At 46.8% G+C, this 21835-nt stretch carries 23 protein-coding genes and 1 tRNA gene; 9 read left to right on the forward strand and 15 right to left on the reverse strand.

Going from position 1 to position 21835, the window contains the following annotated elements; translation table 11 throughout:
* Positions 1-12 precede the first annotated feature (12 nt).
* Both LCM29_RS13195 and LCM29_RS13200 read right to left on the reverse strand, forming a co-directional pair.
* Complete coding sequence (locus LCM29_RS13195; protein ID WP_214696866.1) at positions 13-822, reverse strand: DUF368 domain-containing protein; 810 nt, start codon at positions 820-822, stop codon at positions 13-15.
* Between the two features lie 73 nt (positions 823-895).
* On the reverse strand, positions 896-1471 hold the full coding sequence (locus tag LCM29_RS13200; protein WP_224863336.1) for a GNAT family N-acetyltransferase: 576 nt from the start codon (positions 1469-1471) through the stop codon (positions 896-898).
* A gap of 100 nt (positions 1472-1571) precedes the next feature.
* Between LCM29_RS13200 and LCM29_RS13205 the strand changes: the two genes are divergently transcribed.
* Positions 1572-2321, forward strand: a complete 750-nt coding sequence (locus LCM29_RS13205) for a sugar nucleotide-binding protein (protein ID WP_214696862.1) — start codon at positions 1572-1574, stop codon at positions 2319-2321.
* A 56-nt stretch (positions 2322-2377) separates the two neighbouring features.
* Here LCM29_RS13205 and LCM29_RS13210 read toward each other — a convergent pair whose 3' ends face one another.
* Positions 2378-3610: a cytochrome P450 gene (locus tag LCM29_RS13210; RefSeq protein WP_224863338.1), complete on the reverse strand. Its 1233-nt coding sequence runs from the start codon at positions 3608-3610 to the stop codon at positions 2378-2380.
* 87 nt (positions 3611-3697) lie between these two features.
* Here LCM29_RS13210 and LCM29_RS13215 point away from each other — a divergent pair, with 87 nt between their 5' ends.
* The gene (locus LCM29_RS13215; protein ID WP_015880779.1) at positions 3698-4063 is read left to right on the forward strand and encodes a potassium channel family protein; all 366 of its coding nucleotides are present in this window, start codon (positions 3698-3700) and stop codon (positions 4061-4063) included.
* A gap of 17 nt (positions 4064-4080) precedes the next feature.
* Here the strand turns inward: LCM29_RS13215 and LCM29_RS13220 are convergent, their stop codons facing one another.
* Positions 4081-5433, reverse strand: a complete 1353-nt coding sequence (locus LCM29_RS13220; protein ID WP_214747338.1) for an alanine/glycine:cation symporter family protein — start codon at positions 5431-5433, stop codon at positions 4081-4083.
* Positions 5434-5562: 129 nt separating this feature from the next.
* Entirely contained in the window at positions 5563-5832 is a 270-nt protein-coding gene (yidD, locus tag LCM29_RS13225; RefSeq protein ID WP_015880777.1) for a membrane protein insertion efficiency factor YidD, read from the reverse strand.
* Positions 5833-6024: 192 nt separating this feature from the next.
* Here yidD and LCM29_RS13230 point away from each other — a divergent pair, with 192 nt between their 5' ends.
* Positions 6025-6813 carry a pyrroline-5-carboxylate reductase family protein gene (locus tag LCM29_RS13230; RefSeq protein WP_224863340.1) on the forward strand — a complete coding sequence of 263 codons (789 nt, stop codon included), beginning with the start codon at positions 6025-6027 and terminating at the stop codon, positions 6811-6813.
* 32 nt (positions 6814-6845) lie between these two features.
* On the opposite strand, the gene LCM29_RS13235 is transcribed toward LCM29_RS13230, so the two are convergent.
* The 6 genes from LCM29_RS13235 to LCM29_RS13260 form a co-directional block, all read right to left on the reverse strand.
* Positions 6846-7544 (reverse strand): DUF554 domain-containing protein, encoded by a 699-nt coding sequence (locus tag LCM29_RS13235; protein ID WP_224863342.1) that lies wholly within the window; start codon positions 7542-7544, stop codon positions 6846-6848.
* A gap of 149 nt (positions 7545-7693) precedes the next feature.
* Positions 7694-7766 (reverse strand) — tRNA-Val (locus tag LCM29_RS13240).
* A gap of 87 nt (positions 7767-7853) precedes the next feature.
* A complete protein-coding gene (locus LCM29_RS13245) occupies positions 7854-8411 on the reverse strand; it encodes a GNAT family N-acetyltransferase (RefSeq protein WP_224863344.1) in 558 nt (185 codons plus the stop codon).
* A 71-nt stretch (positions 8412-8482) separates the two neighbouring features.
* Positions 8483-8797, reverse strand: coding sequence for a DMT family transporter (locus tag LCM29_RS13250; protein ID WP_074033008.1), 315 nt, complete (start codon positions 8795-8797; stop codon positions 8483-8485).
* Positions 8794-9138 (reverse strand): DMT family transporter, encoded by a 345-nt coding sequence (locus tag LCM29_RS13255; protein ID WP_214747352.1) that lies wholly within the window; start codon positions 9136-9138, stop codon positions 8794-8796. Before LCM29_RS13255 ends, LCM29_RS13250 begins: the two co-directional genes overlap by 4 nt.
* Positions 9131-9721: a TetR/AcrR family transcriptional regulator gene (locus tag LCM29_RS13260; protein WP_224863346.1), complete on the reverse strand. Its 591-nt coding sequence runs from the start codon at positions 9719-9721 to the stop codon at positions 9131-9133. The genes LCM29_RS13255 and LCM29_RS13260 overlap by 8 nt, the downstream gene beginning before the upstream one ends.
* Positions 9722-9826: 105 nt before the next feature.
* Here LCM29_RS13260 and LCM29_RS13265 point away from each other — a divergent pair, with 105 nt between their 5' ends.
* Positions 9827-10609, forward strand: a complete 783-nt coding sequence (locus LCM29_RS13265; RefSeq protein WP_224863348.1) for an alpha/beta hydrolase — start codon at positions 9827-9829, stop codon at positions 10607-10609.
* Positions 10610-10646: 37 nt separating this feature from the next.
* Here LCM29_RS13265 and LCM29_RS13270 read toward each other — a convergent pair whose 3' ends face one another.
* Complete coding sequence (locus LCM29_RS13270) at positions 10647-11885, reverse strand: aminopeptidase (protein ID WP_214785739.1); 1239 nt, start codon at positions 11883-11885, stop codon at positions 10647-10649.
* A 113-nt stretch (positions 11886-11998) separates the two neighbouring features.
* Between LCM29_RS13270 and LCM29_RS13275 the strand changes: the two genes are divergently transcribed.
* The 3 genes from LCM29_RS13275 (at position 11999) to LCM29_RS13285 (ending at position 16069) form a co-directional block, all read left to right on the forward strand.
* Complete coding sequence (locus tag LCM29_RS13275) at positions 11999-12406, forward strand: YkvA family protein (RefSeq protein ID WP_074033005.1); 408 nt, start codon at positions 11999-12001, stop codon at positions 12404-12406.
* A 75-nt stretch (positions 12407-12481) separates the two neighbouring features.
* Positions 12482-13348: a YitT family protein gene (locus LCM29_RS13280; RefSeq protein WP_214696834.1), complete on the forward strand. Its 867-nt coding sequence runs from the start codon at positions 12482-12484 to the stop codon at positions 13346-13348.
* A 105-nt stretch (positions 13349-13453) separates the two neighbouring features.
* Positions 13454-16069: a putative bifunctional diguanylate cyclase/phosphodiesterase gene (locus tag LCM29_RS13285; protein WP_224863350.1), complete on the forward strand. Its 2616-nt coding sequence runs from the start codon at positions 13454-13456 to the stop codon at positions 16067-16069.
* A 31-nt stretch (positions 16070-16100) separates the two neighbouring features.
* Here the strand turns inward: LCM29_RS13285 and LCM29_RS13290 are convergent, their stop codons facing one another.
* Positions 16101-18170 carry an alpha-amylase gene (locus LCM29_RS13290; protein ID WP_224863352.1) on the reverse strand — a complete coding sequence of 690 codons (2070 nt, stop codon included), beginning with the start codon at positions 18168-18170 and terminating at the stop codon, positions 16101-16103.
* 151 nt (positions 18171-18321) lie between these two features.
* Between LCM29_RS13290 and LCM29_RS13295 the strand changes: the two genes are divergently transcribed.
* Positions 18322-18945, forward strand: coding sequence for a hypothetical protein (locus LCM29_RS13295; RefSeq protein WP_224863353.1), 624 nt, complete (start codon positions 18322-18324; stop codon positions 18943-18945).
* A gap of 44 nt (positions 18946-18989) precedes the next feature.
* Here LCM29_RS13295 and LCM29_RS13300 read toward each other — a convergent pair whose 3' ends face one another.
* Both LCM29_RS13300 and LCM29_RS13305 read right to left on the reverse strand, forming a co-directional pair.
* The gene (locus LCM29_RS13300; RefSeq protein WP_224863354.1) at positions 18990-21032 is read right to left on the reverse strand and encodes a heavy metal translocating P-type ATPase; all 2043 of its coding nucleotides are present in this window, start codon (positions 21030-21032) and stop codon (positions 18990-18992) included.
* Positions 21033-21140: 108 nt separating this feature from the next.
* Positions 21141-21503 (reverse strand): ArsR/SmtB family transcription factor, encoded by a 363-nt coding sequence (locus tag LCM29_RS13305; protein ID WP_224863355.1) that lies wholly within the window; start codon positions 21501-21503, stop codon positions 21141-21143.
* Positions 21504-21655: 152 nt separating this feature from the next.
* Here LCM29_RS13305 and yhfH point away from each other — a divergent pair, with 152 nt between their 5' ends.
* The gene (yhfH, locus tag LCM29_RS13310) at positions 21656-21814 is read left to right on the forward strand and encodes a protein YhfH (RefSeq protein ID WP_074032998.1); all 159 of its coding nucleotides are present in this window, start codon (positions 21656-21658) and stop codon (positions 21812-21814) included.
* The last annotated feature ends 21 nt before the right edge of the window (positions 21815-21835 follow it).

Genomic DNA, 21835 nt, shown 5'->3' on the forward strand with positions numbered 1-21835 from the left:
CTCCTTGCTGTTTTATACGGAGTAACGACTGAGCAATCGGACGACAACAATCCCTGCGATGAACGCAATGACACTGAGTCCCCACATGAGCCCCGTAGCCGGCACTCCTGGAAATACGACGGCGAGCGAACCCACTACCAATCCGATGATGACTGAAAACGTCATTCCTGGGAAATTCGCCAACAAATAGCGAATCACTTTACTACTAACAATAAAGCCGACCGCAACGCCTGCCCCAACAATTCCGATAATGAGCAAATTGAAGTTCGAGATGGCGCTGATGACTGTCGGGTAGACCCCAATCAGCAACAACACGAATGACCCGCTGATTCCAGGAAGTAACATTGCCATACTTCCTAACCACCCAGACAAGAACAAGAGGAGCGCTGTCCCAAAGGTAACGTCCGTAATGATAGACGAATCAACCGGATTGAGAAACGCCATGCTCGCTACGAGTACCGTTGCTACAATCATGGCAATCACATGAATGGGACGAATCGATGCACGTGACTTAAACTCTACAAAAAGTAACGGAATGATCCCTAAAATCAATCCGATAAAGAAGAATTGTGTCGGCGCATAATATTCGAGCAACAAATACTCGATAATTCGACTTAAGGCGATGATGGCTGTTCCCATCCCAATCGCTAGCGGGATTAAGAAACCAATATACTTTTTCCAATATCGGCTGAATACACCGCTGATTGCTTCAATCAATTGATCATAGATGCCCAAAATAACTGCGATGGTACCTCCACTTACACCAGGAATCAAATCACTCGTTCCCATGGCCATTCCCCGCCAAATATTCTTCCACTCCATAATGTATCTCCTTTACATATATCTTTCCTCAAGCACTTAGTATAGTCGAGAACGAGCGTTTGCGCATCCGCTTTTAGACCGAGAAAGGAGTCGAGCGTGTCTCTTTTTTCATATAGTCAAAACGAGATCCCGAAATCATAATTTCCTTTTCTTTGTGGAATCCGAGTCGCGTATACAAACGATGAGCCGCTTGATTGTCTTGATCCACGTTCAAGGTGACGGCCGGGACACCACGTTCTGCCGCGACAGTACAGATCTGTTCAATCAACTTCGTTCCGATACCACGACCACCATACGCCTCTAGTACAGCGAGTGAATCGATGTATTGAACGAACCCCTCCGTCTCAACATCTAATTCCACTTTGCTCCCATGCGCCTTTAACCATTCCCGAATCGGGCGATCTAATGCTTCCGCCTCGTCCCCTCGATACGAAATGATCATTCCCGCCACTTCCCCTTCTACATCGGCGACCCATATATTTTCGTGGCTTAAACGATTCTTCGGTTTTTCCACCCACATCGCCAATCGCTCTAATACTTCATCGGTATTCGTTGACCCCGTCAACGTATACGCGATGTCATGAATCGCCTGATACATGAGCGGTGCGATTTGTGTACAATCTTGCTTCGTTGCTTGTCGAATATTCATCATTGATCCCTCCATCACCTAGTCTAGCATAGGCAAACACATCGATTGTTTGTCCACGCCCGTTTTGTGGCATGATATAGAGAGAAAGGGGCGAAATGAAATGAAAGCAATCATTACTGGAATGAACGGCACGGTAGCACCGGTTGTTGCCGAAGCGTTACAGCGTCATGGCATTGAGGGGATTGCATGGAATCGTGAGCAAGTGTCCACGACAGACGAGCAGGAGATGCGACAATTCATTGAAAGCATCCGCCCGGACTATTTTTTACATATCGGTATGGGACCGGTTGAATGGGCCGAAACGCTCGCTCGTTTATGTGGGGAGATGAAGATTCCGTTCTTGTTCACGAGTACAGTGTCGATTTTTTCAGATGATGTGACTGGACCGATTTCACCGGACACGGCGCCAGATGCTGAAGATGACTACGGAAAGTATAAACGTGACTGCGAACGAGCCATCGTTCGTGTCAACCCGGGTGCTCAGATTGTTCGTCTTGGATGGCAGATTGGGGATGAAGCCGGATCGAACAATATGATGGACTATTTTACGAACGAGATGAAACAACGAGGGGTCATACAAGCGAGTGAGCATTGGTATCCATCTTGCTCATTTTTACCGGATACAGCGGAAGCTTTATTCGAAATCTTGACGAAACGCGGACCCGGCATCTATCAGCTAAACGGGAATGCGAACTATTCGCTTTATGACATTGCCGTCGGACTAAAAGAGCTTCATGACGCCGATTGGCAGATTGAATGCACGGATGAACCGAAACGGGATAATCGAATGATTGACCCTTCCGTCCCAATTCGTCCGATTTCAAAGCGTCTCAATTTACAAACGAAATAAACCGCACTTCATACTAAACGCCTACTCCATCAAGAGTAGGCGTTTACTTATTCGATTCATTTTACATCAGTCAAACGCAGTTTACTTTTCGGTAGACTCGGCATATCAACGAAGCTATAACTCAAATCTTGAGGAGGAACGGTATACGAGAACTCCTCCGTAAACAATTCAATGACTTGTTCTAGAATCGCAATCGTCACATGCTCCCCTGCACAACGATGTCCAAAATCTACATCTCCTCCTCCTTGCGGGATAAAATTGAACGGACTCTCCTTCCAGTCCATAAAGCGAGCAGGATTAAATTGATCGGGTTCAGCCCAAATCGCAGAGTCGTGATTCGTTCCATAAAGATCAAGGAGCGTCAGTGTTCCTTCGGTAAACGTATATCCGTCCCATTCAAAATTTGTTTTGACTCGAGCTGCCGCAACAGGAAAGAACGGATAGAAACGTCTCACTTCTTGGACAAAGGCCGTTTTCGAAAACTGTCCTTGCTTTACTTGTTCTCTTTCTTTAGGGAATTGATGAAGCGCTAGAACCGTAAAAAGAACGTAGACCGAGATGGCAACAGTCGGTCGCAAAATGTTTAACACTTCGACAGCCACTACTTCTTCAGGCAACAACTCACCAGATTCATCTCGATGCCACGCGAACTCATAAAGTGCCGTCTGTTTATTCGGTAATAATCGATTTGACCGTACTTCTTTGACCATCTGTTGAATCCACGCCTCGGCCGAACTTCTTGCCTTCCGCCCTTGCAAATAAGTTGGACCTAACGAAGTACCCGATTCAAATAACAATCTCATTTCATCGGTCCGCTTCGCTACTTCATCTCGCGCAAGTGGAACTCCCGCCCACTCACAGACGGCTTTCATCAATACCTGTTGTGCCTCGTCATATAAAACGATTTCTTCTCCAGCATGTCGGATTTTTTTCCATTCACGGTCCGTCAATCGAAGCAGACGATCGATGTTTTCCTTCGTCATCAATGACATGAACATACGTTTTCGGTGCGTATGTGCCGTTCCATTCAATGTTTGCACCCCATCTTCCCCGAATAGGGTTTTGAGAAGACGTTTCGGCGCGGCATCCTGACGTGTAAATTTGTCCGCATCATAGAACAAGGCAGCAGCGTCCTCTCCTCCGAGACAAATCACGCGTTCTCCGAGCAAACGCGTTTCAAAAATATTCGACTGAAAACTTTTACGTCGATTCGCCACAAACAAATATCCTTCCCGTAGAAAATCGACACTATGGTCGAGCCCTTCTTGCTTTGGAATGACTTTCCCCATCCTACTCACCCTTTCTCTTTTTTCGAACTATAAAGGATGTTCCCCCGTTGTTAGCGAACAAACCTAATATCGAAAGGAGCGAGTGACATGCTACCGTTCTTACTGACATTACGCCGGATTGTCCGCGGAATTTGGCGCGGTCTCCGCGACCCCGAGTTTCAAGTGTTATTTAGCCTCGCCTTTCTTACCGTTCTGTCCGGTACGCTTTTTTACACACGGTTCGAGGCGATGCGTTGGTTGGACGCACTTTACTTCAGCGTCATCACATTGACGACCATCGGATATGGTGACTTCGCCCCTCAGACAGATATCGGCAAAATTTTTACAATCGGTTATGTGTTAACAGGGGTCGGCATTATGGTTGGCTTCATCACAAAAGTATTTGACCACTTACAAAAAGCACGACTCGATGAATTAGAAGCGAAACAAAAGACGCCACCCTCTGATTCATGAGGATGGCGTCGATGCGTTTAGGATACTTTTCGATTCTCAATTTCAAGCTGTTGGTTGAATCGTTTCGTTTCGGCGATGACAACGCCCGACAAGAACAAGAGACCAATCAAGTTCGGAATGGCCATCAAACCGTTGAAGACATCGGATAGCGCCCATACCAAATTCAAGTTTGTCGTCATGGCACCGAGTCCGGCGACGAGCACGAAGGCAATCCGATACGGAAGAATCGACTTTTGCCCAAACAAGTAATGGATGGACCGTTCGCCGTAATACGACCAACCGAGAACGGTCGAGTAAGCGAATAGGACGAGGCCGATCGTGACAATGTAGCCACCTGCCGGACCGAGGAACAGTTCGAATGTGGCTGAAGTCAATTCGACTCCTTCTAGTCCTGTCCCGATTTGACCACCCATGACGAGTGTCAACCCTGTCACCGAACAGACGACAAGCGTGTCCAAGAAGACTTGTGTCATCGAGACGAGCGCTTGACGACCCGGCATATCTGTTTTCGCTGCCGCTGCAGCAATCGGAGCGGAACCGAGACCTGCCTCGTTCGAGAAGACACCACGCGCGACACCATATCGAATGGCCGCTCCGATGGCTCCCCCACCGATTGCTTCCGCACTGAACGTACTGCTAAAGATGAGTGCGAACGCATCTGGAATAAGCGAGTAGTTCATAATCATGATCAAGAGACCGCTACCTAAGTAGAAGGCAATCATGACCGGGACGAAGTAGCTGACCACTTTCCCGATCGAACGTACGCCTCCAAGGATGACCGCGCCTGTAAAAATCATGATGAGAATTCCTGATATGTAGAGTGGTACATCGAATGTCGTTTTGAGCGCGAGCGCGACAGAGTTCGTCTGGACCCCGTTTCCAATCCCGAACGCCGCAATCGAGGCAAATGCCGCAAATGCTACCGCTAACCAACGTTGATTCAATCCTCGTTCTAGATAATACATCGGTCCACCAGCCATCTGACCGCGTTCATCGGTGACCCGATACTTAACAGCCAGAACAGCTTCCGCATATTTCGTTGCCATCCCAAAGAATCCGGACACCCACATCCATACGATGGCCCCCGGTCCTCCTAATACAACCGCTGTCGACACCCCGACGATATTCCCCGTACCGACGGTCGCCGCAAGCGCGGTCATGAGCGCCTGGAAGTGACTGATATCCCCTTTTGAGGATTGATCCTGATTTTTTGAAAACGCCAATTTCAATGCATACGGTAATTTGGTAATTTGAATACCACCTAGACGCACCGTCAAGTAAATGCCTGTCCCCACAAGCAAAATTAAAAGCGGTGGTCCCCATACAAAATTGGATGCCGTACTCACCCATTCACTAAATGATTGCCCCATACAAAATATCCCCTTTCCCCGAAAAATAGTGTACATCCCTATTTTTTCAGAATACTTAGAACAATGCAAAAGTATTGTGCTAAAACAACTGTTCGAAACGTACTTCTGTATACAAACAGCGAGACGAACTTAATCGTCTCGCTGTGATTCAGGCTTCTCTCGTTGTAAAGGCGCTTTCCAATCAAATGTATCCGGGACGTAATCGAGCCCGCCCGGATGAAACGGTTGACAACGGATGAGCCGGCGAGCGGTTAAATAACTGCCTTTGACGGCTCCATGTTTCTCAATCGCTTCGATTCCGTAGTGTGAACAACTCGGATAAAACCGGCATGTCGGCGGCTTTAATGGTGAGATAAAACGTTGATAACCTTGAATCCCTTTTACTAGTACACGTTTCACGCGATTTCGCCTCACTCTGTTGAATTAGTGCCATCATAGCGCGATTTGAAACGTTTGTCATGTTCACCGCTCCATATGTCAAATCGTTTTCCATCTCTTAACAAATGAGCAAGATGGGCGATATTCGACAGCAGGTTTGTTATGATAGTCAACATAACTATTGACCGAATCGAATAGAAGAGGTGACGAATGATGAAACAATTACTAATGGTCGGTGCAGGATCAATGAGTGAAGCGCTCGTTCGAGGGTGGATTGACTCAGGAATCGAACCGACACAAATTACCATGACGAACCGAAGTGATCGGGAACGCTTGAACTTCCTACAAGATGAACTCGGCGTACACATCGTCGAAGAAGAAAACGTGAACGACTATGACATCGTCGTACTAGCGATGCAACCGGACGGCGTCATTCCGTATGTGGAATCAAAAGAGTGGAAGACCCCACTACTTGTATCGGTTGCGGCACATATCGAACCGAGCCAATTAGAAGAAGCTTCAGGACTTCCTGCCGTATGCGCGATGCCAAACACGCCGGTCGCATATCGGAGCGGGATGACAGGCTTATGGTTCGGTCCTGAAACAGATGAGACCGATCGCGCGAAAGCAACTGCCCTCTTTGAACGTGTCGGTCGAACGGCCATCACGGATGCGAAGACGATGTCTGCATTTATGGCAGCCGCAGGTTGTAGCCCAGCTTTCTTCTATGAAATCGTCGGGGCGATGACTCCGGTCTTGACCGATGTCGGATACGACGAAGCGACGGCTCGTCAAATTGTGGCTCAGGCGATGAAAGGCTCTGCAGAGTTACTGTCACATGAAACACGTGAGACGAATGAACTCATTGCTGACGTCGCTGCTCCAGGTGGACCGACCGACCGTGGTGTCGGCGTGTTACGAGACCGCAACCTTGCCGATGTGATGTCTTCAGCCTTACGCGAAAGTGCCAAAGAAGATCATGAAACAATTGAGAAACCATAAAAATGGACGGAAGCCACGCTTCCGCCCATTTTTTATGTCATCATATGTATAACCGACACAATGAGTGCCACTACTAAAATCCCTGGCAATAAGTTCGCCACACGAATTTTTGTGATTCCGACCAAATTCAAGCCAATCGCCACGATCATCACACCACCAGTCGCAGTCATCTCTAAAATAAAGCTGTCCATGAGCGACTCCGGAATGAACTTCATGATTTGAATGGCGAGTAGTGCAATCCCACCTTGATACAATAACACCGGAACGGCCGAAAACATGACCCCGATGCCGAGCGTCGAACTCAACACGAGGGCTGTAAATCCATCAATCAACCCTTTCGTATACAGGACGTCATGGTCGCCACGTAATCCACTATCGAGCGCCCCAATGATTGCCATCGCGCCGATGACGAAGATGAGCGTTGCCGTAACGAACCCTTCCGCTACACTCGATTGACTTCCAAGACGCCGTTCCAGCCGATAGCCGATTTCATTTAATACTTCATCTAGCTTCCACCATTCCCCGAGCGCAGACCCGACGACAAGACTTCCGATGACAATCAAAAAGTTTTCACTTTTCATCCCCATTTGAATGCCGAGCAAGATGACCGCAAGCCCGATTGCTGCCGTCACCGTCTCTTTCATACGCTCTGGAATGCGGTGAAATAAGAGACCTAACAATGCTCCGATGACGATTAGTCCGGCATTGACGAGGGTTCCTGTTAGCACCATTTTGCATTCCCCGTTTCATTATGTATTGAAAGGAATATACCAATTGCTTTCGCGCCATGTCAATATACAAAAAAAGAGCCACTTCTCGCAAGAAGTGGCTTCGCGGAAACCCATGTTCCGGTGGGTTTCTCGAGGGTTTGGCACCCAAGTGATTCTGACTGGGCTCGAACCAGCGACCTCTACCCTGTCAAGGTAGCGCTCTCCCAGCTGAGCTACAGAATCAGGTCGTGTCCTTTCTTAAGGACACTATTAATATATCAAGAAACTATTAAGTTGGCAACAACTTTTTAAAAGTTTTTTGTACTTTTTTTAACGCGTCATTTGTTGGCGATCAATATGCCGGCAGAGGCGTTCCAAATCACCTGCATAAACGGAGACGAGCATGTTTTTATACAACGTGTCCCGATCCCAATGAAGACCGTTCGCCTTGGCCACGCGCTGAGACGGCACATTATCTGGATGAATAAGCGAAATGATCTCCTTTTCCCCTTCAGTGAAGGCATACTGCATCAAACGTGCGGCCGCTTCACGTCCGTAACCCATATGCCAATGCTTCGGTGACAACCAATAGCCGACTTCTAGCTCGAGTTTACCGTCTAACTCATGAAGCAACGTACCTGCATGACCAATCGGTTCATCACTTTCAAACGTCATCAGCTTCAATAGCCCTGTCTGGCGTCCCGTTTCATAGCGGGCCAATTGACGTTCGAACCATTCGATTGTTTGTTCGTCTGTATACGGTCTCCCATCCGGACTGATGAAGCGCATCACCCGAGGATCTTGGAGAAGCGACTTAACAAAATAGAAATCAGAGATCGTGTACGGTTCAAACCGCAAACGTTCGGACTGCAACTCGACAAGATGCATCGTTTTCCGCCCCTTTCTTCCATCTCATAATCTGAATTATTCAATTCCCGTTTTCAGCTTGTTTCAATCCTTTACGATACAACTTTTAAACCGACCACACTGCCGATAATCATCATTAGATAAAAGATGCGCCAGCGGCTTTTAGACTCATTTAAATAGAGCATGCCTAGAATGACGCCACCTGCCGCTCCGATCCCGACCCAGATGGAGTAAGCCAAGCTTAACGGAATGTCTTCAAGCGACTTCGATAGCCAATAAAAACTGAGCGCGAACGACAAAATCGATAAGATTGACCATTTTAAAATTTGATACCCTTTCGATTTCCCCATAAAGAAAACGGCTGTCATCTCAGCAATCCCTGCACCGATCAAATATACCCAACTCATGCTTCTTCTCCTCCTGTCACTTGTTTCAACCCGATGATTCCGATGATCAACGTCGTCACAAGTAAAAGTTTCCAGCCGCTGAGCGCCTCGTCAAAAAGAAGAGCACCGACAATCACCGTTCCAACCGCTCCGATTCCCGTGAAGACGGCATACCCTGTACCTGCAGGTAAAACCCGGAATGCTTTGGCGAGTAAGCCAAAACTGACAACCAAGAGTACAATCGTCCATAACGTCGGACCAAGAACGGTAAACCCTTCAGACAATTTCATCGTCGTTGCCCAAATGATTTCAAGCAATCCTGCGAACAAAAGAGAAATCCAGGCGACTTTTTCCTTATCCATTCCAACCCACACCTTTCTTGAAGATTCGGAAAGCGGCTTGTTGTCGCATCTCCCGCTCATCTTCAAATGTAAATAGAGACAATAAGGCACCATCTAGAAAGCAATAGTACGCAGCATAGAGCTCATCGAGTGGTTGCGATGGTAAGTCTCCACGTTCCATCGCGAGACGAAACTGTTCTTTTTCAAACCGCTTTAACTCCGTCTCTACCTTTCCGATGACTTCTTCAATATAGTCTCGAAATTCTGGGGGTGGTACGAGGAGCATCCGTTTCGTCAACATCCACGTCTCGTGATCGCTAAAGAATGACGTGAGCATCCGAACGATCGACTCAATCCGTTCTAAAGGTGGTCGATCTTTAGTATCCTCACATGTCTGTTGCCATGCTTCTTCGTAACGATTCGCCATATCGGTCACGACTTGCTTAAACAATTGTTCTTTCCCATCGATGTGAGCATACAAAGAAGCCTTTCGGATGCCAACGTCTTCGGCAACCGCCGCAAGTGATAATCCTTCATATCCTTCACGGGCAAACCGTGTCCGCGCGGATTGCATAATTTTCTCTTTTGTATTCACGCGTCTCACTCTCCTTCCTCCTCACTTTACCTAACGAACGGTAGGTAGTCAAGATTTGTGTTTGTCTTTTCGCTCATGATTCTCCACAATACAAGGTGAAAGAGGTGATGAAGAATGATTGATCAATTGAACGTATCGATTCCAACGGAGAAGGTCCGTGGTCAAAAACGGATCGTCCGCGTGTTTCGACCAGACTGGGTCAATGCCGACACCCCACTTCCTGTCCTTTATATGCATGATGGGCAAAATGTATTCTCAGGAAGCACGGCTACATATGGAGAAGGATGGGAAATTGACCGCTGCATCGATACACTCCAGCTTCCACTTATGGTCGTCGCCATTGTAAGTGCTCCGAACTGGTTAGATCGTTATGACGAATATTCATATGAAGAAGATGAGATGTTATATCGCCGTATCGGACCGGAACTTGCGAAAACGCGCCCAACCCTTGGTGGTCAAGGTCGTTTGTATGCAGAATGGCTTATGAACGACTTAAAACCACGAATCGACAAGGAGTATGCGACAGATCCAGAAGATGTCGGCGTCATGGGGAGCTCGATGGGAGGTGTCATCTCTTTATATATGATGGCAACCTACCCTTCCATCAAAAGAGTCGGATCCCTCTCCACCGCAGCATGGGCGAATCTGGATCCATTGATCCAGGCTATTCAGCAAACCGATATCTCTGGAAAACTGTATATGGACATCGGAACGAATGAAGAGAGCGGACCAATCACAGCGAAGGATTACTTGTTCACGAATGCAAAACTGATTGAAGCCATCGCTAAAAAGGGTATCGCTTTCCGATATGAAGTAGAACCGGATGCGATTCATCACGAATCAGCTTGGCGCCGCCGTTTGCCTCACGCCCTTCGTTATTTGTATGACGTCACATGAAAAGAGCGAATTCCTTTTACGGAATTCGCTCTTTCGTTTAGATGACCCAGTTGCCGTCACGCATGATTGCTTCGCGCGTGCCGTCTTCCCGTTCACCATCGATATTCATTTCAGCTGACCCAATCATGAAGTCAACGTGTGTCATCGAGTCATTCGCGCCGTTCGCCGCGAGTTCTTCTTGCGACATCGAAGGACCACCTTCGAGACATGTCGAGTAGGCACGACCTAATGCCAAGTGGCATGATGCATTCTCGTCAAACAACGTGTTGTAGAAGAGAAGACCTGAGTTTGAGATTGGCGAATCATCTGGAACGAGCGCCACTTCACCGATGCGGCGTGCTCCCTCATCCATGTTCAACAACTCATCAAGAGCCGCTTGTCCTTTTTTCGCTTCTGCCTTGACGACTTTCCCACCTTCAAACCAAAGCGTGAACTCGTCAATCAAGTTTCCGCTGTAGCTGAGTGGCTTCGTGCTCGACACGTGACCTTCCACAGAATCTTTATCCGCGAGCGTGAACACTTCTTCTGTCGGCATGTTCGCGATAAAGTCGATGCCATCGACGTTTGGACCGCCACCGCCAAGGAAGACGTGCTTTTTCGGAAGCCCGATTGTAAGTTCAGTGCCTGGTGCTTGGTAGTGCAACTTCGCGTACTTCTTCTCTGTCAGCAACTTCGCACGGCTACGGAGTGATTGATCATGTGTATCCCATGCCGCGACCACATCTTCTTGATCCATACGTGTTGCTGCGAAAATCGCTTGCCATAAAGCCGCGACCGCATCTTCACGCCCTGGGAATACTTTTTCAGCCCACGCTTCTGACGCACCTGCAACGATTGACCAACTCACGTTGTCACTCATCACATATTGACGCCATTTCGCAAGTGCTTGTCCGGCTGCACGGTTCGCATCCGAGATGCGTGACGATTCGACACCATTCAAGGCATCTGGGTCATCACTGACGATTGACAAGAATGCCGTCTTCTCTTCAGCCAATTGTTCAAAACGAGCCTTTAACCAATCTGGAAACTCTTTGAACGAGTCTGCTGGTGCATCGAAATAACGAATCTTCGATGTCTCCTCATCGCTCCAATTGACAAATACTTGTTTCGCGCCTGCCGCATACGCAGCTTTCACCACGTGACGGACAAGTGGTGCCTGACTGATATCGGCACGTACCTCTAGCTGTTGTCCTGGTTGAATGTTTACACCTTTTTTCACAGCTAGCTCTGCATAGCGTGCGAAATCTGCCTCTGTCGGCATAGAAATCATAGACATATGTATCGTTCCTCCTTTTCAGTTATCTTTATTTTCTTAAATTTCAGGAAAAGTTGCAACCAATGCGCAAAAACGGGCATATTAGTAGATGAAGAATGAAGGAGGAATCTACTATGGCAGATTGGAAATCAACCTACACACACTTTTTGAAACAAGCGAAAGAAGACATCCACGACCGCGAACAACTCGGTGACTTACTCGTCCAAGGTGAACGCGCCCTCGCAAAAGTGACCGTAGACGTGGCATCCAATGAAATCAGTAATATCGAGCGCGAAGAAGAACTGACGCTCTACTTCCAAATGAAACAAATGCTGAATATGTTGCGCGCGCTATACAATGATCAATTTGAAATGCAACCTGACAAACAAGAAGAGCTCGTCGCGGCAATTCTATACTTCGTCTCACCGTTCGATGCGATTCCGGATGATGTACCGCTCGGACTATTCGATGATGCTCAGGTGATCGATTATGTACATGAACAATTAGCGAGTGATATCGACCGATTCCATAACGAATTGTGACTTGAAATGATGAACGAGTAGCAGTACGCTAGCAGAAGACTTACCAAAAGGAGGCGTAAGGCCTAGCCATTATCTATGTATGCTAAATCTCGAAAACGGGTTGCCCTTGAAACGGTACTGTTCATCATTGCCGGGACAATCCTTCAGTCTGTCTTTGTCAGTTTACTGCTCAAACCTAATGAAATCGGTTCGGGAGGAATCGTCGGAATCACGTTGATTACGAACGAACTATTCGGAACGCCAATTGGGATGACTCAGCTCGTGCTCAATATCCCACTCTTCATCTTAGGGTTAAAATACTTGGGACGTCGCTTTATTTTGATGACGGGAATTGTTGTCGTGCTCTCTTCTATCTTAATCGATAGTTTACCTGTCCTTATTCCGCCGACTCCACTTGACGATCCGCTCGTCGCTTCCGTATTCAGCGGAATCGTCTCGGGTCTAGGACTTGCTCTCCTCTTATTCGCAGGCGCTTCTACCGGCGGTCTCGATATTTTAGGGAAAGTCATTTATATGAACAACCGAAACTTGTCGTTACCTAAAATCTTTTTGACACAAGATATCATCGTTTATGTAATGGTCTTCATCGTCTTTGACATTAAAGCGGTCATGTATGCCCTTGTGTTAAGCTTTGTCCGGTCACGCACGTTACTCACGATTCACAAGTTCTTCTCCGCTCAAAAGCAATGTTTCATCATTTGTCAGAAGGCGGATGAAATCAACTTGGTCATTAAGCAGAACTTAAAACGTGGCGTCACCATCATGGATGCGACAGGCGGATATTCGAACGATTCGAAAAAAATGCTGTACGTCGTCGTCCAGAACAATGAAATCCCTCGACTTCGTCAGATTGTTTCCGAGATTGACTCTGAGGCATTTGTCACCGTATCAGAAATCGATTCCATCGTAGGGAACTTCAAAGAACACTCGTATACACTCTAATATTTACCTGTTCGACAACAATCTCGTATTGTTGTCGATTTTTTGTGTAATCTTCGGTCACCTGTTCCGATAATAAATAAGAGACCCCTATATATAAAGAAGGAGGTGCATGAGTTGTCAGTTCACTCGTTGCGCCAATACGTTCCGGCGATTCTCATCGGAACGTTTTTGACCGGACTTTTATTGTTATTTTTGACCCCTCATGATCTGCGAAACAGCACGTTGCTCATCTATTATCTCTTCATTTCAGGAGCAGCCATCTTATTTAGTGGAGTAGCAATTTTTAAACATAGAGGGATGAGAAGATTTATTCATGTTTTGATTACTGCGGGAAATGTGTGCTTCGCACTTTATTTACTAATGCACTATGATTCGACAGGTGCGAATACTCAATACCTCTTGTTTTTACAAAATTTCTTTTACTTAATCATGGCTCTGATTGTCATTACTCAATCCATTGAGATTCGCACGTTGAAATTACGTACGTTTGACTTGTTCGCCTTATTTAGTTTCTTTGTGATTGGTGCACTACATATCTGGTTTTATTCCACACAAGACGTGTCACTCGTATCTCAGTTGAGTGGCTTTGAAGAGCAGATGCTCCTGATCAGCCTGTACATGATGCTATCCTTCTTGTATTTAAATCGCGTCGTCTCGGCTGGACAGCAATTCCGGATTCTTGTACTCGTCGGAATTTTAAGCTTCACGGTCGCCTCAATCGCGAACACGCTCTTTGTGTTTTCAGGCATCACACATGAACTAGTTCATCTCGTTCAAGTCAGTAGTATCCTTATGATTTCCATCAGTTATTGGGTCGAGGATATATCGGAAGACGCCCTTGCTTACGATTCCATTTTGGATTACATTCTGTACAGTATCGTCGTCATGCTATTTTTACTCGCTTCAGACCGCCTTCTCGGTACGTCTATAACCGATTCGATGATTGCGAATGCTGTGCTTCTCTTGCTCATTCGCCAGTTCGTCGTCTCAAAACAGAACGCGCTCATCAGCCATCGTCTTCATTCCGTCAATACAGATTTAGAAGTGGCCGTGTCGACAAAGGCGCATGAACTCGAGATTCGTGAACAGCAATACCGCTCGCTCTTCGCCTATCATTCAGAACCAATTTTCTTATTCGATTTGCACGGCGAAGTGTTGTCGGTCAATGAGGCAGGAAGTTCGATTCTTGGATTGACGACGGACAAGTTACTCGGGTCAAATATCCTCGACATCATCGAATCGAAAGATCGTGCACCGTATACGATTATTCTTCAAGAGTTATCAAACGGTCGACCGAGAACGATTGATGTACGGATTATGACCGAAGAAGGCGAGACACGTGTTTGGCAACTCGTCAATGTTCCGATGATCATCGACGGGGAAGTCGAAGGTATTTACGCTATCGCGAAAGACATCACGCAAATGATCGAGCAGCAAGAACAAATTTTATACCAAGCCAAATTCGATAGTCTGACAGGGCTTCACAACCGTTATGCGCTACAAGAGCAAATTGAACGTTTGATCGAAGAAGGTCGCACGTTCACGCTCATGTTCTCTGACTTAGACGGTTTCAAAGAAATTAACGACCAGTTTGGCCATCATATGGGAGACGAGCTTCTGCAGCATATCGGAAAACGACTGCGGACCGCACTCCTTCCAAACGAATATGCCGGACGTCTCGGTGGTGATGAATTTATTGTCGTCGCTGAGCACGGTGATGATGAAATGTTGACAGAACGCTTACGGCGTCTCGTCTATCGCCCACCTTATTATATGGCTGGAACACTGGTTGAAGTGCATGCCTCGATTGGAATCGTCCGCTTCCCAGAGCATGGTAAGAAATTGAAACACTTGCTCTCGAACGCCGATCTCGCCATGTATCGCGCAAAAGACAAAGGTCGTGACGAAACCGTCATGTTCGAACCAGAATTGCGGGAAGACAAGGAAGAACGGAAAGTATTGATGGAAGGACTTGATACCGCACTTGAAAAAGGAGAGATTTCACTTTTCCTCCAACCTCAAGTCGATGCGTCTACGAAGGCAGTGATTGGAGCGGAGGCGCTCATGCGTTGGCAACATAACGGGACGTTCATTCCCCCGAGTCAATTCATTCCGATTGCTGAAGAAACCGGTCATATCCACGATTTAGGTCGCTGGATGATTCATGAGACGTTCCAACTGATTCACGTATTCGAACAAGGAGATATTCATTTGCCGAAGCTTTCGGTCAACTTGTCCGTTCGGCAATTGTTTGATGAGCATTTAATTGATTATTTGAATACGTTGTTCGAGCGATTCCCAATTGATCCGTCCCGACTCAATTTTGAATTAACCGAAACGGTCGCCGCTCATCATTCGGATCGCGTCTTGAATCGAATCCTAGAATTAAAGTCGCTCGGTATCAAACTTTCGATTGACGATTTTGGGACAGGTTATAGTTCGCTGGCCTATCTCGTTCGTTACCCAATCGATGAATTGAAAATCCCTCGTGAATTCACGATGCAACTTGAAGAGAACCGCGAATATCAGATGGTCACGACGACCATCGTCGCCATGGCACGACAACTTGGTATGGCACTCGTCGCCGAAGGTGTAGAAACTGAATATCAAGAGACGTTCCTTCGTAAAATTGGATGTGACTCCATGCAAGGCTATCGCTATGCAAAGCCGATGCCACTTGATGAGTTCGTCATTTATTACATGAAACACGCAACGCCCTGAACCGAATGATGTATCGGTTCAAGGCGTTTTTTCATTTCATCTCATATACTTTGACTTCACCAGGTTTTAAATCGACGTGGAGATTCCATTGTTCATCAAACGCATGTTCCGCATATGGCCACGAAGTTGGTGAATAGACCATCTCCGCAAAACGACTCGCGTTCCAATTTCGGCGACGTACACCATCAAGGGAAACCACGCCTCGTAACGACTCCCACATATATGTGTTCGCTACAACGAGCAACGTATCGTTCGTCTCCGGACGTAACCACGCGAACCCGATAAACGGTGCAAACGGCTCGTCTAAAATAAGTGGTTCAAAATGGTTCGGATCAACGAGTACATCAAGCCAACGGCGACGAATCTCTGCCACTTGATGCATCACTTCAATCATCTCATCTCGCTCCGGATGATCCCAATGGAACTGATACGCATCAAAGAATGCGAGTTTTCCGAAATACGGGTCGGTCGGGAAGAGTTGATACGCTTCTTCAGGACGGCAATCGAGTCCGGTATTCATCGGCTGCGTTTCATATAATTCAAGTCCAGAGTTTATCATCGGGACGCCATTCGGCATAAAACCGTTCAAGACTGTCAACAACCGACTTGCTTGTCGTCCCCCTTCTCGCGTCGCCAGTCGACGTGTATCCGCTGTTTCCCCTGCTGCGAATACTGGAAGTGGTAAAAAGCGTGAGTCGTATAAGAATTGATGGGTTTCATGCGTGTCGAATCGAGGTTCTTTGTAAAAACCATATCCGATGATCATGTTATAACCGGCATCTTTCGCCGCCCAAGCTCCTGCTTCAATCAATTCTTCCGCAATAAAGCTAAAGTTCGAATCGAGTGAACGTGGTTTTGCTAGAATGCGCTGTGCCAAATCGACAGGAAGTGCATGTCCCATATCGATTCGTGCGCCATCAATGCCATATTCGCGTTGATAGTGTGGAATGATATCAGCGAGCATCTCCCAGAGTGGTTCGTTGATGACATTTCCTCGGAATTGATTGGACTTGATTGAATCAAACAGAATATAAGGAGCGATATTCGCATCGTTCACATAAGGTGCCGCCGCAAGCGGATGGTCTAAGAAGAGACGGAAGTAAGTCACATCCGACCAAGGTGGTTGTGGATCGTTGATACAGTCTGAAAAGGCAGGCGCTGTCGTCAATCCGAACTCTCGTTCAATCGTTGCGAGGACGTTTTCTTCTGGATGTTCGATCAAGAAAGCACGTACCCGTTCCCATTTTTCAGCATCAAGTAAGTTCGGAGCCATCGAGAACCGTCTCAAGTGTTGCCAGACATCTTCTGAGTTGTACACCATTGGTAAGAAAGCAAATTCTGGTTTTACATTCTCTCCAATCCCCGGCACAGATGGTGGATGATAATAATCGACTTCGGCCAGCGGAATCCAGTAGAACCACTCCGGATTTTCAAGAATGAGTCGGTTGTCTCGCGCACATGTCCGAGGGATGACATCGATGACGACACGAATCCCTACCATGTGACAAGCTTCCACAAATGCAGAAAACTCTTCTTCGACAGTCATCGCATCGCCTGTCAACGTTTCCTTTAACTCTTCATCAATGGCAAAGAAATCTTGAACGGCATAAGGAGAGCCAAATTCACCTTTCTTGTTTTTATGGCTATGCTGAGAAATCGGTAACAGGAATAAAGTATCAATCCCCATATAAAGGAGATGTGGAATGAGCGCAAGCGTTTTCACAAATGTGCCTGTGTCTTTCATCCCTAGTGAGTTCTGCATCTCCACATAACCCGATCCATCATGATCCCAGGAAGTTGATGTACGAACTTGCATCGAATAGACAGAGGCACGCTTAATCCAATCGCCACCCGTCTGTAAATGGCCATCTGCACTCGCGATGGACGTATGATATGCTCGATTTTCTACCGCATATGGAAGAATCGCTTTCTCTATTGTTTCTACTAAAAAATCATACGGATTCACACGCTCGACCCCGTCACGAATCGGTTCAGAAGGAAAACGCATTCGATTCCATAGACTCGGAATCTCGTAAGTAAGGTTCGTACGCTGATCTTGTAACACCTGGTACAACTTGTGTAATGATGAATTCTCTGACATATTGACTCTCCTTAAGCTTCTAATGGTCTTCTGTTGTATAAAGTTCTTACACTAATTGATTATACATTTACCCGTTTTTTCCTTTTTCAAAAAAATATTTTCTGTCGATTTTTCCAAAATCATGTACGATGGAGTAGAAAGGAGGGTCACGATGTCACAACGAAAGTGGATTTTACTATGGATCAGCCTATCCGTGCTATCCATCTCAATCATCGGCATTTTTATTTTCCAATTGAGAGAGACGAATGAGCGGCTAGAAATCATACAAGATGAACAACTCGGCTCTTACGAGGTGATTGAAGATATTATGTATTATAATATTGAACGCGCAAACGCGATCCGTGGTTTACTCGCCTACGAAGATCGACATTTTTTAGAGATGTACTATAGCATGTCTCGGCAAGCTAGGGCATTGAAACAGTCCGTCATCGATGACCCGGACACTCCGAGTTCCGTCCTCGATTTACTCGAGCGAGATGCCATATGGGAAAAAGAAGCCGACCGTGTACTCGTCATTTATGAAGAAGGTGACCTTGTTAAAGCAACAGCAGTAGCCGAGACGATGACGCAACTGCGACAGACTATCCTAGAAGATCTACGGTCGCTTAAACAGATGCAGTATAAAGATATCCAGAAAGAGCTGATTGCAGCAGAAAATCAAGTCTCCTTCTTAACTCAAGTACTGTTTACCATCACGTTTTTATTGATTGCCATCATCGTCATCCTCACCTTCTTGTTAGCACGTATCAAACCCCAACAGGAAACGGTCGAATAGAAAAAGGAGTGTTTCAGACTGATGCTGAAACACTCCTCTTGTCATCATGAAGTCATTCGTAATAATCTCGTCGCATTCGCGATGGCAAGCAGTGCCACACCGACGTCTGCGAAGACAGCCTCCCACATGGTCGCAATTCCGAATAATCCTAAAACCAAAACAAGCGCTTTCGTTCCGAACGCAAAGAAGATATTTTGCCAGACGACACGTTTTGTCTGCTTCCCGAGCTTGATGGCTCGGACCACATCGTTCGGGTCGTCATGCATCAAGACAACATCTGCTGCCGTGACCGCTGTATCACTTCCGACTCCCCCCATAACAAGTCCGACATCGGCCCGTGCCAACGCTGCCGCATCGTTCATTCCATCTCCGACAAATGCAACTTTTTGGGAGGCGGTCATCTGTTCAATCGCTTCTACTTTTTCGTGCGGAAGCAATTCGCCTCGCACCTCATCTAGTCCTAGTCGTTCGCCGATTGTTGTAGCGACTTCGCGGCGGTCTCCCGATAACATCACCGTCCGGTATCCGGCTTCCTTCAACGCTTGGATTGCAGGATACGCATCCGGCTTCACCGTATCCATTAATTCGATTCGCCCTAGCCAACGATTGTTTTTCATCACGTGAACACTTGTCCCAATCGATGTATCCTCAATCGTTTGACCTAAATACCTCATATATCGAGCACTACCCACGTTAATGTAATCATCGCCATCATGGGCATGGAGACCATATCCAGGCTCTTCTTGAATCGATTCGAACGGCTGAACGTCTCCGACTCGATTGACGATGGCTCGCGCGAGCGGATGATTCGATGCCCGTTCGACGCGAGCGGCAAGGTGCAACAATTCTTCAGCATGTACCCCTTCTGTCGTCACAACATTTGTTACTTCAAATCGCCCTGTCGTCAACGTTCCTGTCTTATCAAAAACAATCGTGTCCACTTCTGTTAACGCGTCTAGATATTCTCCACCTTTTACAAGAACGCCTTGTTTAGAGCCCGCTCCGATTCCACCAAAATAACCTAATGGAATCGAAATGACGAACGCACATGGACAACTGATGACGAGGAAAATGAGCGCACGGTAAACCCACTCTGACAAGTCTCCGACAAATAGCGGTGGGACAAATGCGACGAGTGTCGCCATGACGACAACGAAAGGTGTATAGACTTTCGCCAATCGGGTAATCATCTGTTCTGTCTTCGCCTTTTTCCCGTTCGCCTCTTCTACGAGGGCAATCATCTTTTGAAGGCTCGATTCAGCGGCGAGCTTCGTCGTTCGGATGACGAGTCGTCCCTCCAAATTAATCATCCCCGCCAACACCTCTTCACCCGCTCTCACTTGACGAGGAACCGCCTCACCTGTCAATGAAGCTGTATCGAGTGAACTCGCACCACTGAATACACTCCCATCCATCGGAACGAGTTCTCCGGCACGGACAATCAGGTGTGAACCGACCGCTACATCTTCTGGCAATCGCTCGACTTCTTCCTCACCAACTAGTACGCGAGCGAGTGTTGGTCTCATGTTTAACAAAGATTGTATCGACTTCCGCGAAGCGCGTACCGCACGCCCTTGCACGTATTCTCCAAGTTGATAAAACAACATGACCGCTACGGCTTCCGGATATTCGGCAATCGCGAATGCCCCGATGGTCGCGATGGTCATTAAGAACTTTTCGTCAAACCATTCCCTGTGCCATACATTTCGGACGGCACCATAAACGACATCATATCCAGCTAGCCCATACGCTACGATGTAGCCTGGAATGGAATCCATCCAAAGGGCAATTGAAAATATGAGGGCAGCCGCAAGGAATCGCCAAAGGACCGTATCTCGTTGTTCGGTTTGATCTTCCTCTGTTTTGATAAACTTCGCACCCGGTTCGATTCGTTTCATCGTCTGCTCGATTGACTCGAGCATCGCTTTGCGTTCAGAGACATCAATCCATTCAATCACCATTCGACTCGTTGCGAAATCAATTTGGCAAGATGCCACTTCTTCGCGCTTTGTAACATCCCGCTCGATTTTCGCCGCACAGTTCGTGCAAGTGATTCCAGACACAGGTAATACGTCTCGATTCCTCATCTCGTTCCCCCTAACATTCAAACGTTCATTTGAATATATCGTAACGCGAAATGAAATTCATGACAATAGGAAAAAATGACCGAACCCTAAAAGGATTGGTCATTGGATTCAAGCATCTTTCTGTTCTTCGCTATGGGCTAGCGCAATTTCAACAAGCTGTCTGACATGTTCGTCGTCTAATGAATAATACACGACTTTCCCCTCTTTGCGATATTTCACTAGTCCTTGTTCGAGTAACGTCCGTAAATGATGGGATGCGGTCGCATTTGAATGACCGATGACGGCGGCAACATCACAAACGCAAAGTTCATGTTCGAGCGTCAGGACATACAGTACTTTCAAACGAGTCGGGTCAGCGAACGCTTTAAACAACCGACTGACACGCGGGGCATCCAATTGTGCCAAGGCAGTTTGTAGCGTTGGTACGTCTTCTGATTGGATCCCAATCGTCTCACATTGGGGCACTTTCATATTTTTCACCTCGTCTTTTATGTGTATATAGTGTAGCAAAAAATCGGCGACATATCTGTTATATATTATAGTTGACTTATACACTTCTGTTATAATACAATCATGACAACAACCAAGACTGTCAGACAATTTACCGAAGGAGGCATTTTCATATGAATGAATGGGCGAGCCGACTCGAATCATCTGTCGAGTTTTATCAAAAATTACCTGATAAGACATGTCAGGAATGCGGAAACCATATGGACGAACAGTGCGAGTCATACGAAACGACTTGTGCTTCATGTACAGAAAAGCTGCAACTCGCAGAATAAACACAACACCCCTTCGATGAA

Source organism: Exiguobacterium aestuarii (assembly GCF_020171655.1).
Taxonomy (GTDB): domain Bacteria; phylum Bacillota; class Bacilli; order Exiguobacteriales; family Exiguobacteriaceae; genus Exiguobacterium; species Exiguobacterium aestuarii_A.

Coding starts and splice junctions, on each gene's coding strand:
- LCM29_RS13195 (WP_214696866.1), bottom strand. CDS start 822: ATGGAGTGGAAGAATATTTGGCGGGGAATGGCCATGGGAACGAGTGAT.
- LCM29_RS13200 (WP_224863336.1), bottom strand. CDS start 1,471: ATGAATATTCGACAAGCAACGAAGCAAGATTGTACACAAATCGCACCG.
- LCM29_RS13205 (WP_214696862.1), top strand. CDS start 1,572: ATGAAAGCAATCATTACTGGAATGAACGGCACGGTAGCACCGGTTGTT.
- LCM29_RS13210 (WP_224863338.1), bottom strand. CDS start 3,610: ATGGGGAAAGTCATTCCAAAGCAAGAAGGGCTCGACCATAGTGTCGAT.
- LCM29_RS13215 (WP_015880779.1), top strand. CDS start 3,698: ATGCTACCGTTCTTACTGACATTACGCCGGATTGTCCGCGGAATTTGG.
- LCM29_RS13220 (WP_214747338.1), bottom strand. CDS start 5,433: ATGGGGCAATCATTTAGTGAATGGGTGAGTACGGCATCCAATTTTGTA.
- LCM29_RS13230 (WP_224863340.1), top strand. CDS start 6,025: ATGAAACAATTACTAATGGTCGGTGCAGGATCAATGAGTGAAGCGCTC.
- LCM29_RS13235 (WP_224863342.1), bottom strand. CDS start 7,544: ATGGTGCTAACAGGAACCCTCGTCAATGCCGGACTAATCGTCATCGGA.
- LCM29_RS13245 (WP_224863344.1), bottom strand. CDS start 8,411: ATGCATCTTGTCGAGTTGCAGTCCGAACGTTTGCGGTTTGAACCGTAC.
- LCM29_RS13250 (WP_074033008.1), bottom strand. CDS start 8,797: ATGAGTTGGGTATATTTGATCGGTGCAGGGATTGCTGAGATGACAGCC.
- LCM29_RS13255 (WP_214747352.1), bottom strand. CDS start 9,138: ATGGATAAGGAAAAAGTCGCCTGGATTTCTCTTTTGTTCGCAGGATTG.
- LCM29_RS13265 (WP_224863348.1), top strand. CDS start 9,827: ATGATTGATCAATTGAACGTATCGATTCCAACGGAGAAGGTCCGTGGT.
- LCM29_RS13270 (WP_214785739.1), bottom strand. CDS start 11,885: ATGTCTATGATTTCTATGCCGACAGAGGCAGATTTCGCACGCTATGCA.
- LCM29_RS13275 (WP_074033005.1), top strand. CDS start 11,999: ATGGCAGATTGGAAATCAACCTACACACACTTTTTGAAACAAGCGAAA.
- LCM29_RS13280 (WP_214696834.1), top strand. CDS start 12,482: ATGTATGCTAAATCTCGAAAACGGGTTGCCCTTGAAACGGTACTGTTC.
- LCM29_RS13290 (WP_224863352.1), bottom strand. CDS start 18,170: ATGTCAGAGAATTCATCATTACACAAGTTGTACCAGGTGTTACAAGAT.
- LCM29_RS13295 (WP_224863353.1), top strand. CDS start 18,322: ATGTCACAACGAAAGTGGATTTTACTATGGATCAGCCTATCCGTGCTA.
- LCM29_RS13300 (WP_224863354.1), bottom strand. CDS start 21,032: ATGAGGAATCGAGACGTATTACCTGTGTCTGGAATCACTTGCACGAAC.
- LCM29_RS13305 (WP_224863355.1), bottom strand. CDS start 21,503: ATGAAAGTGCCCCAATGTGAGACGATTGGGATCCAATCAGAAGACGTA.
- yhfH (WP_074032998.1), top strand. CDS start 21,656: ATGAATGAATGGGCGAGCCGACTCGAATCATCTGTCGAGTTTTATCAA.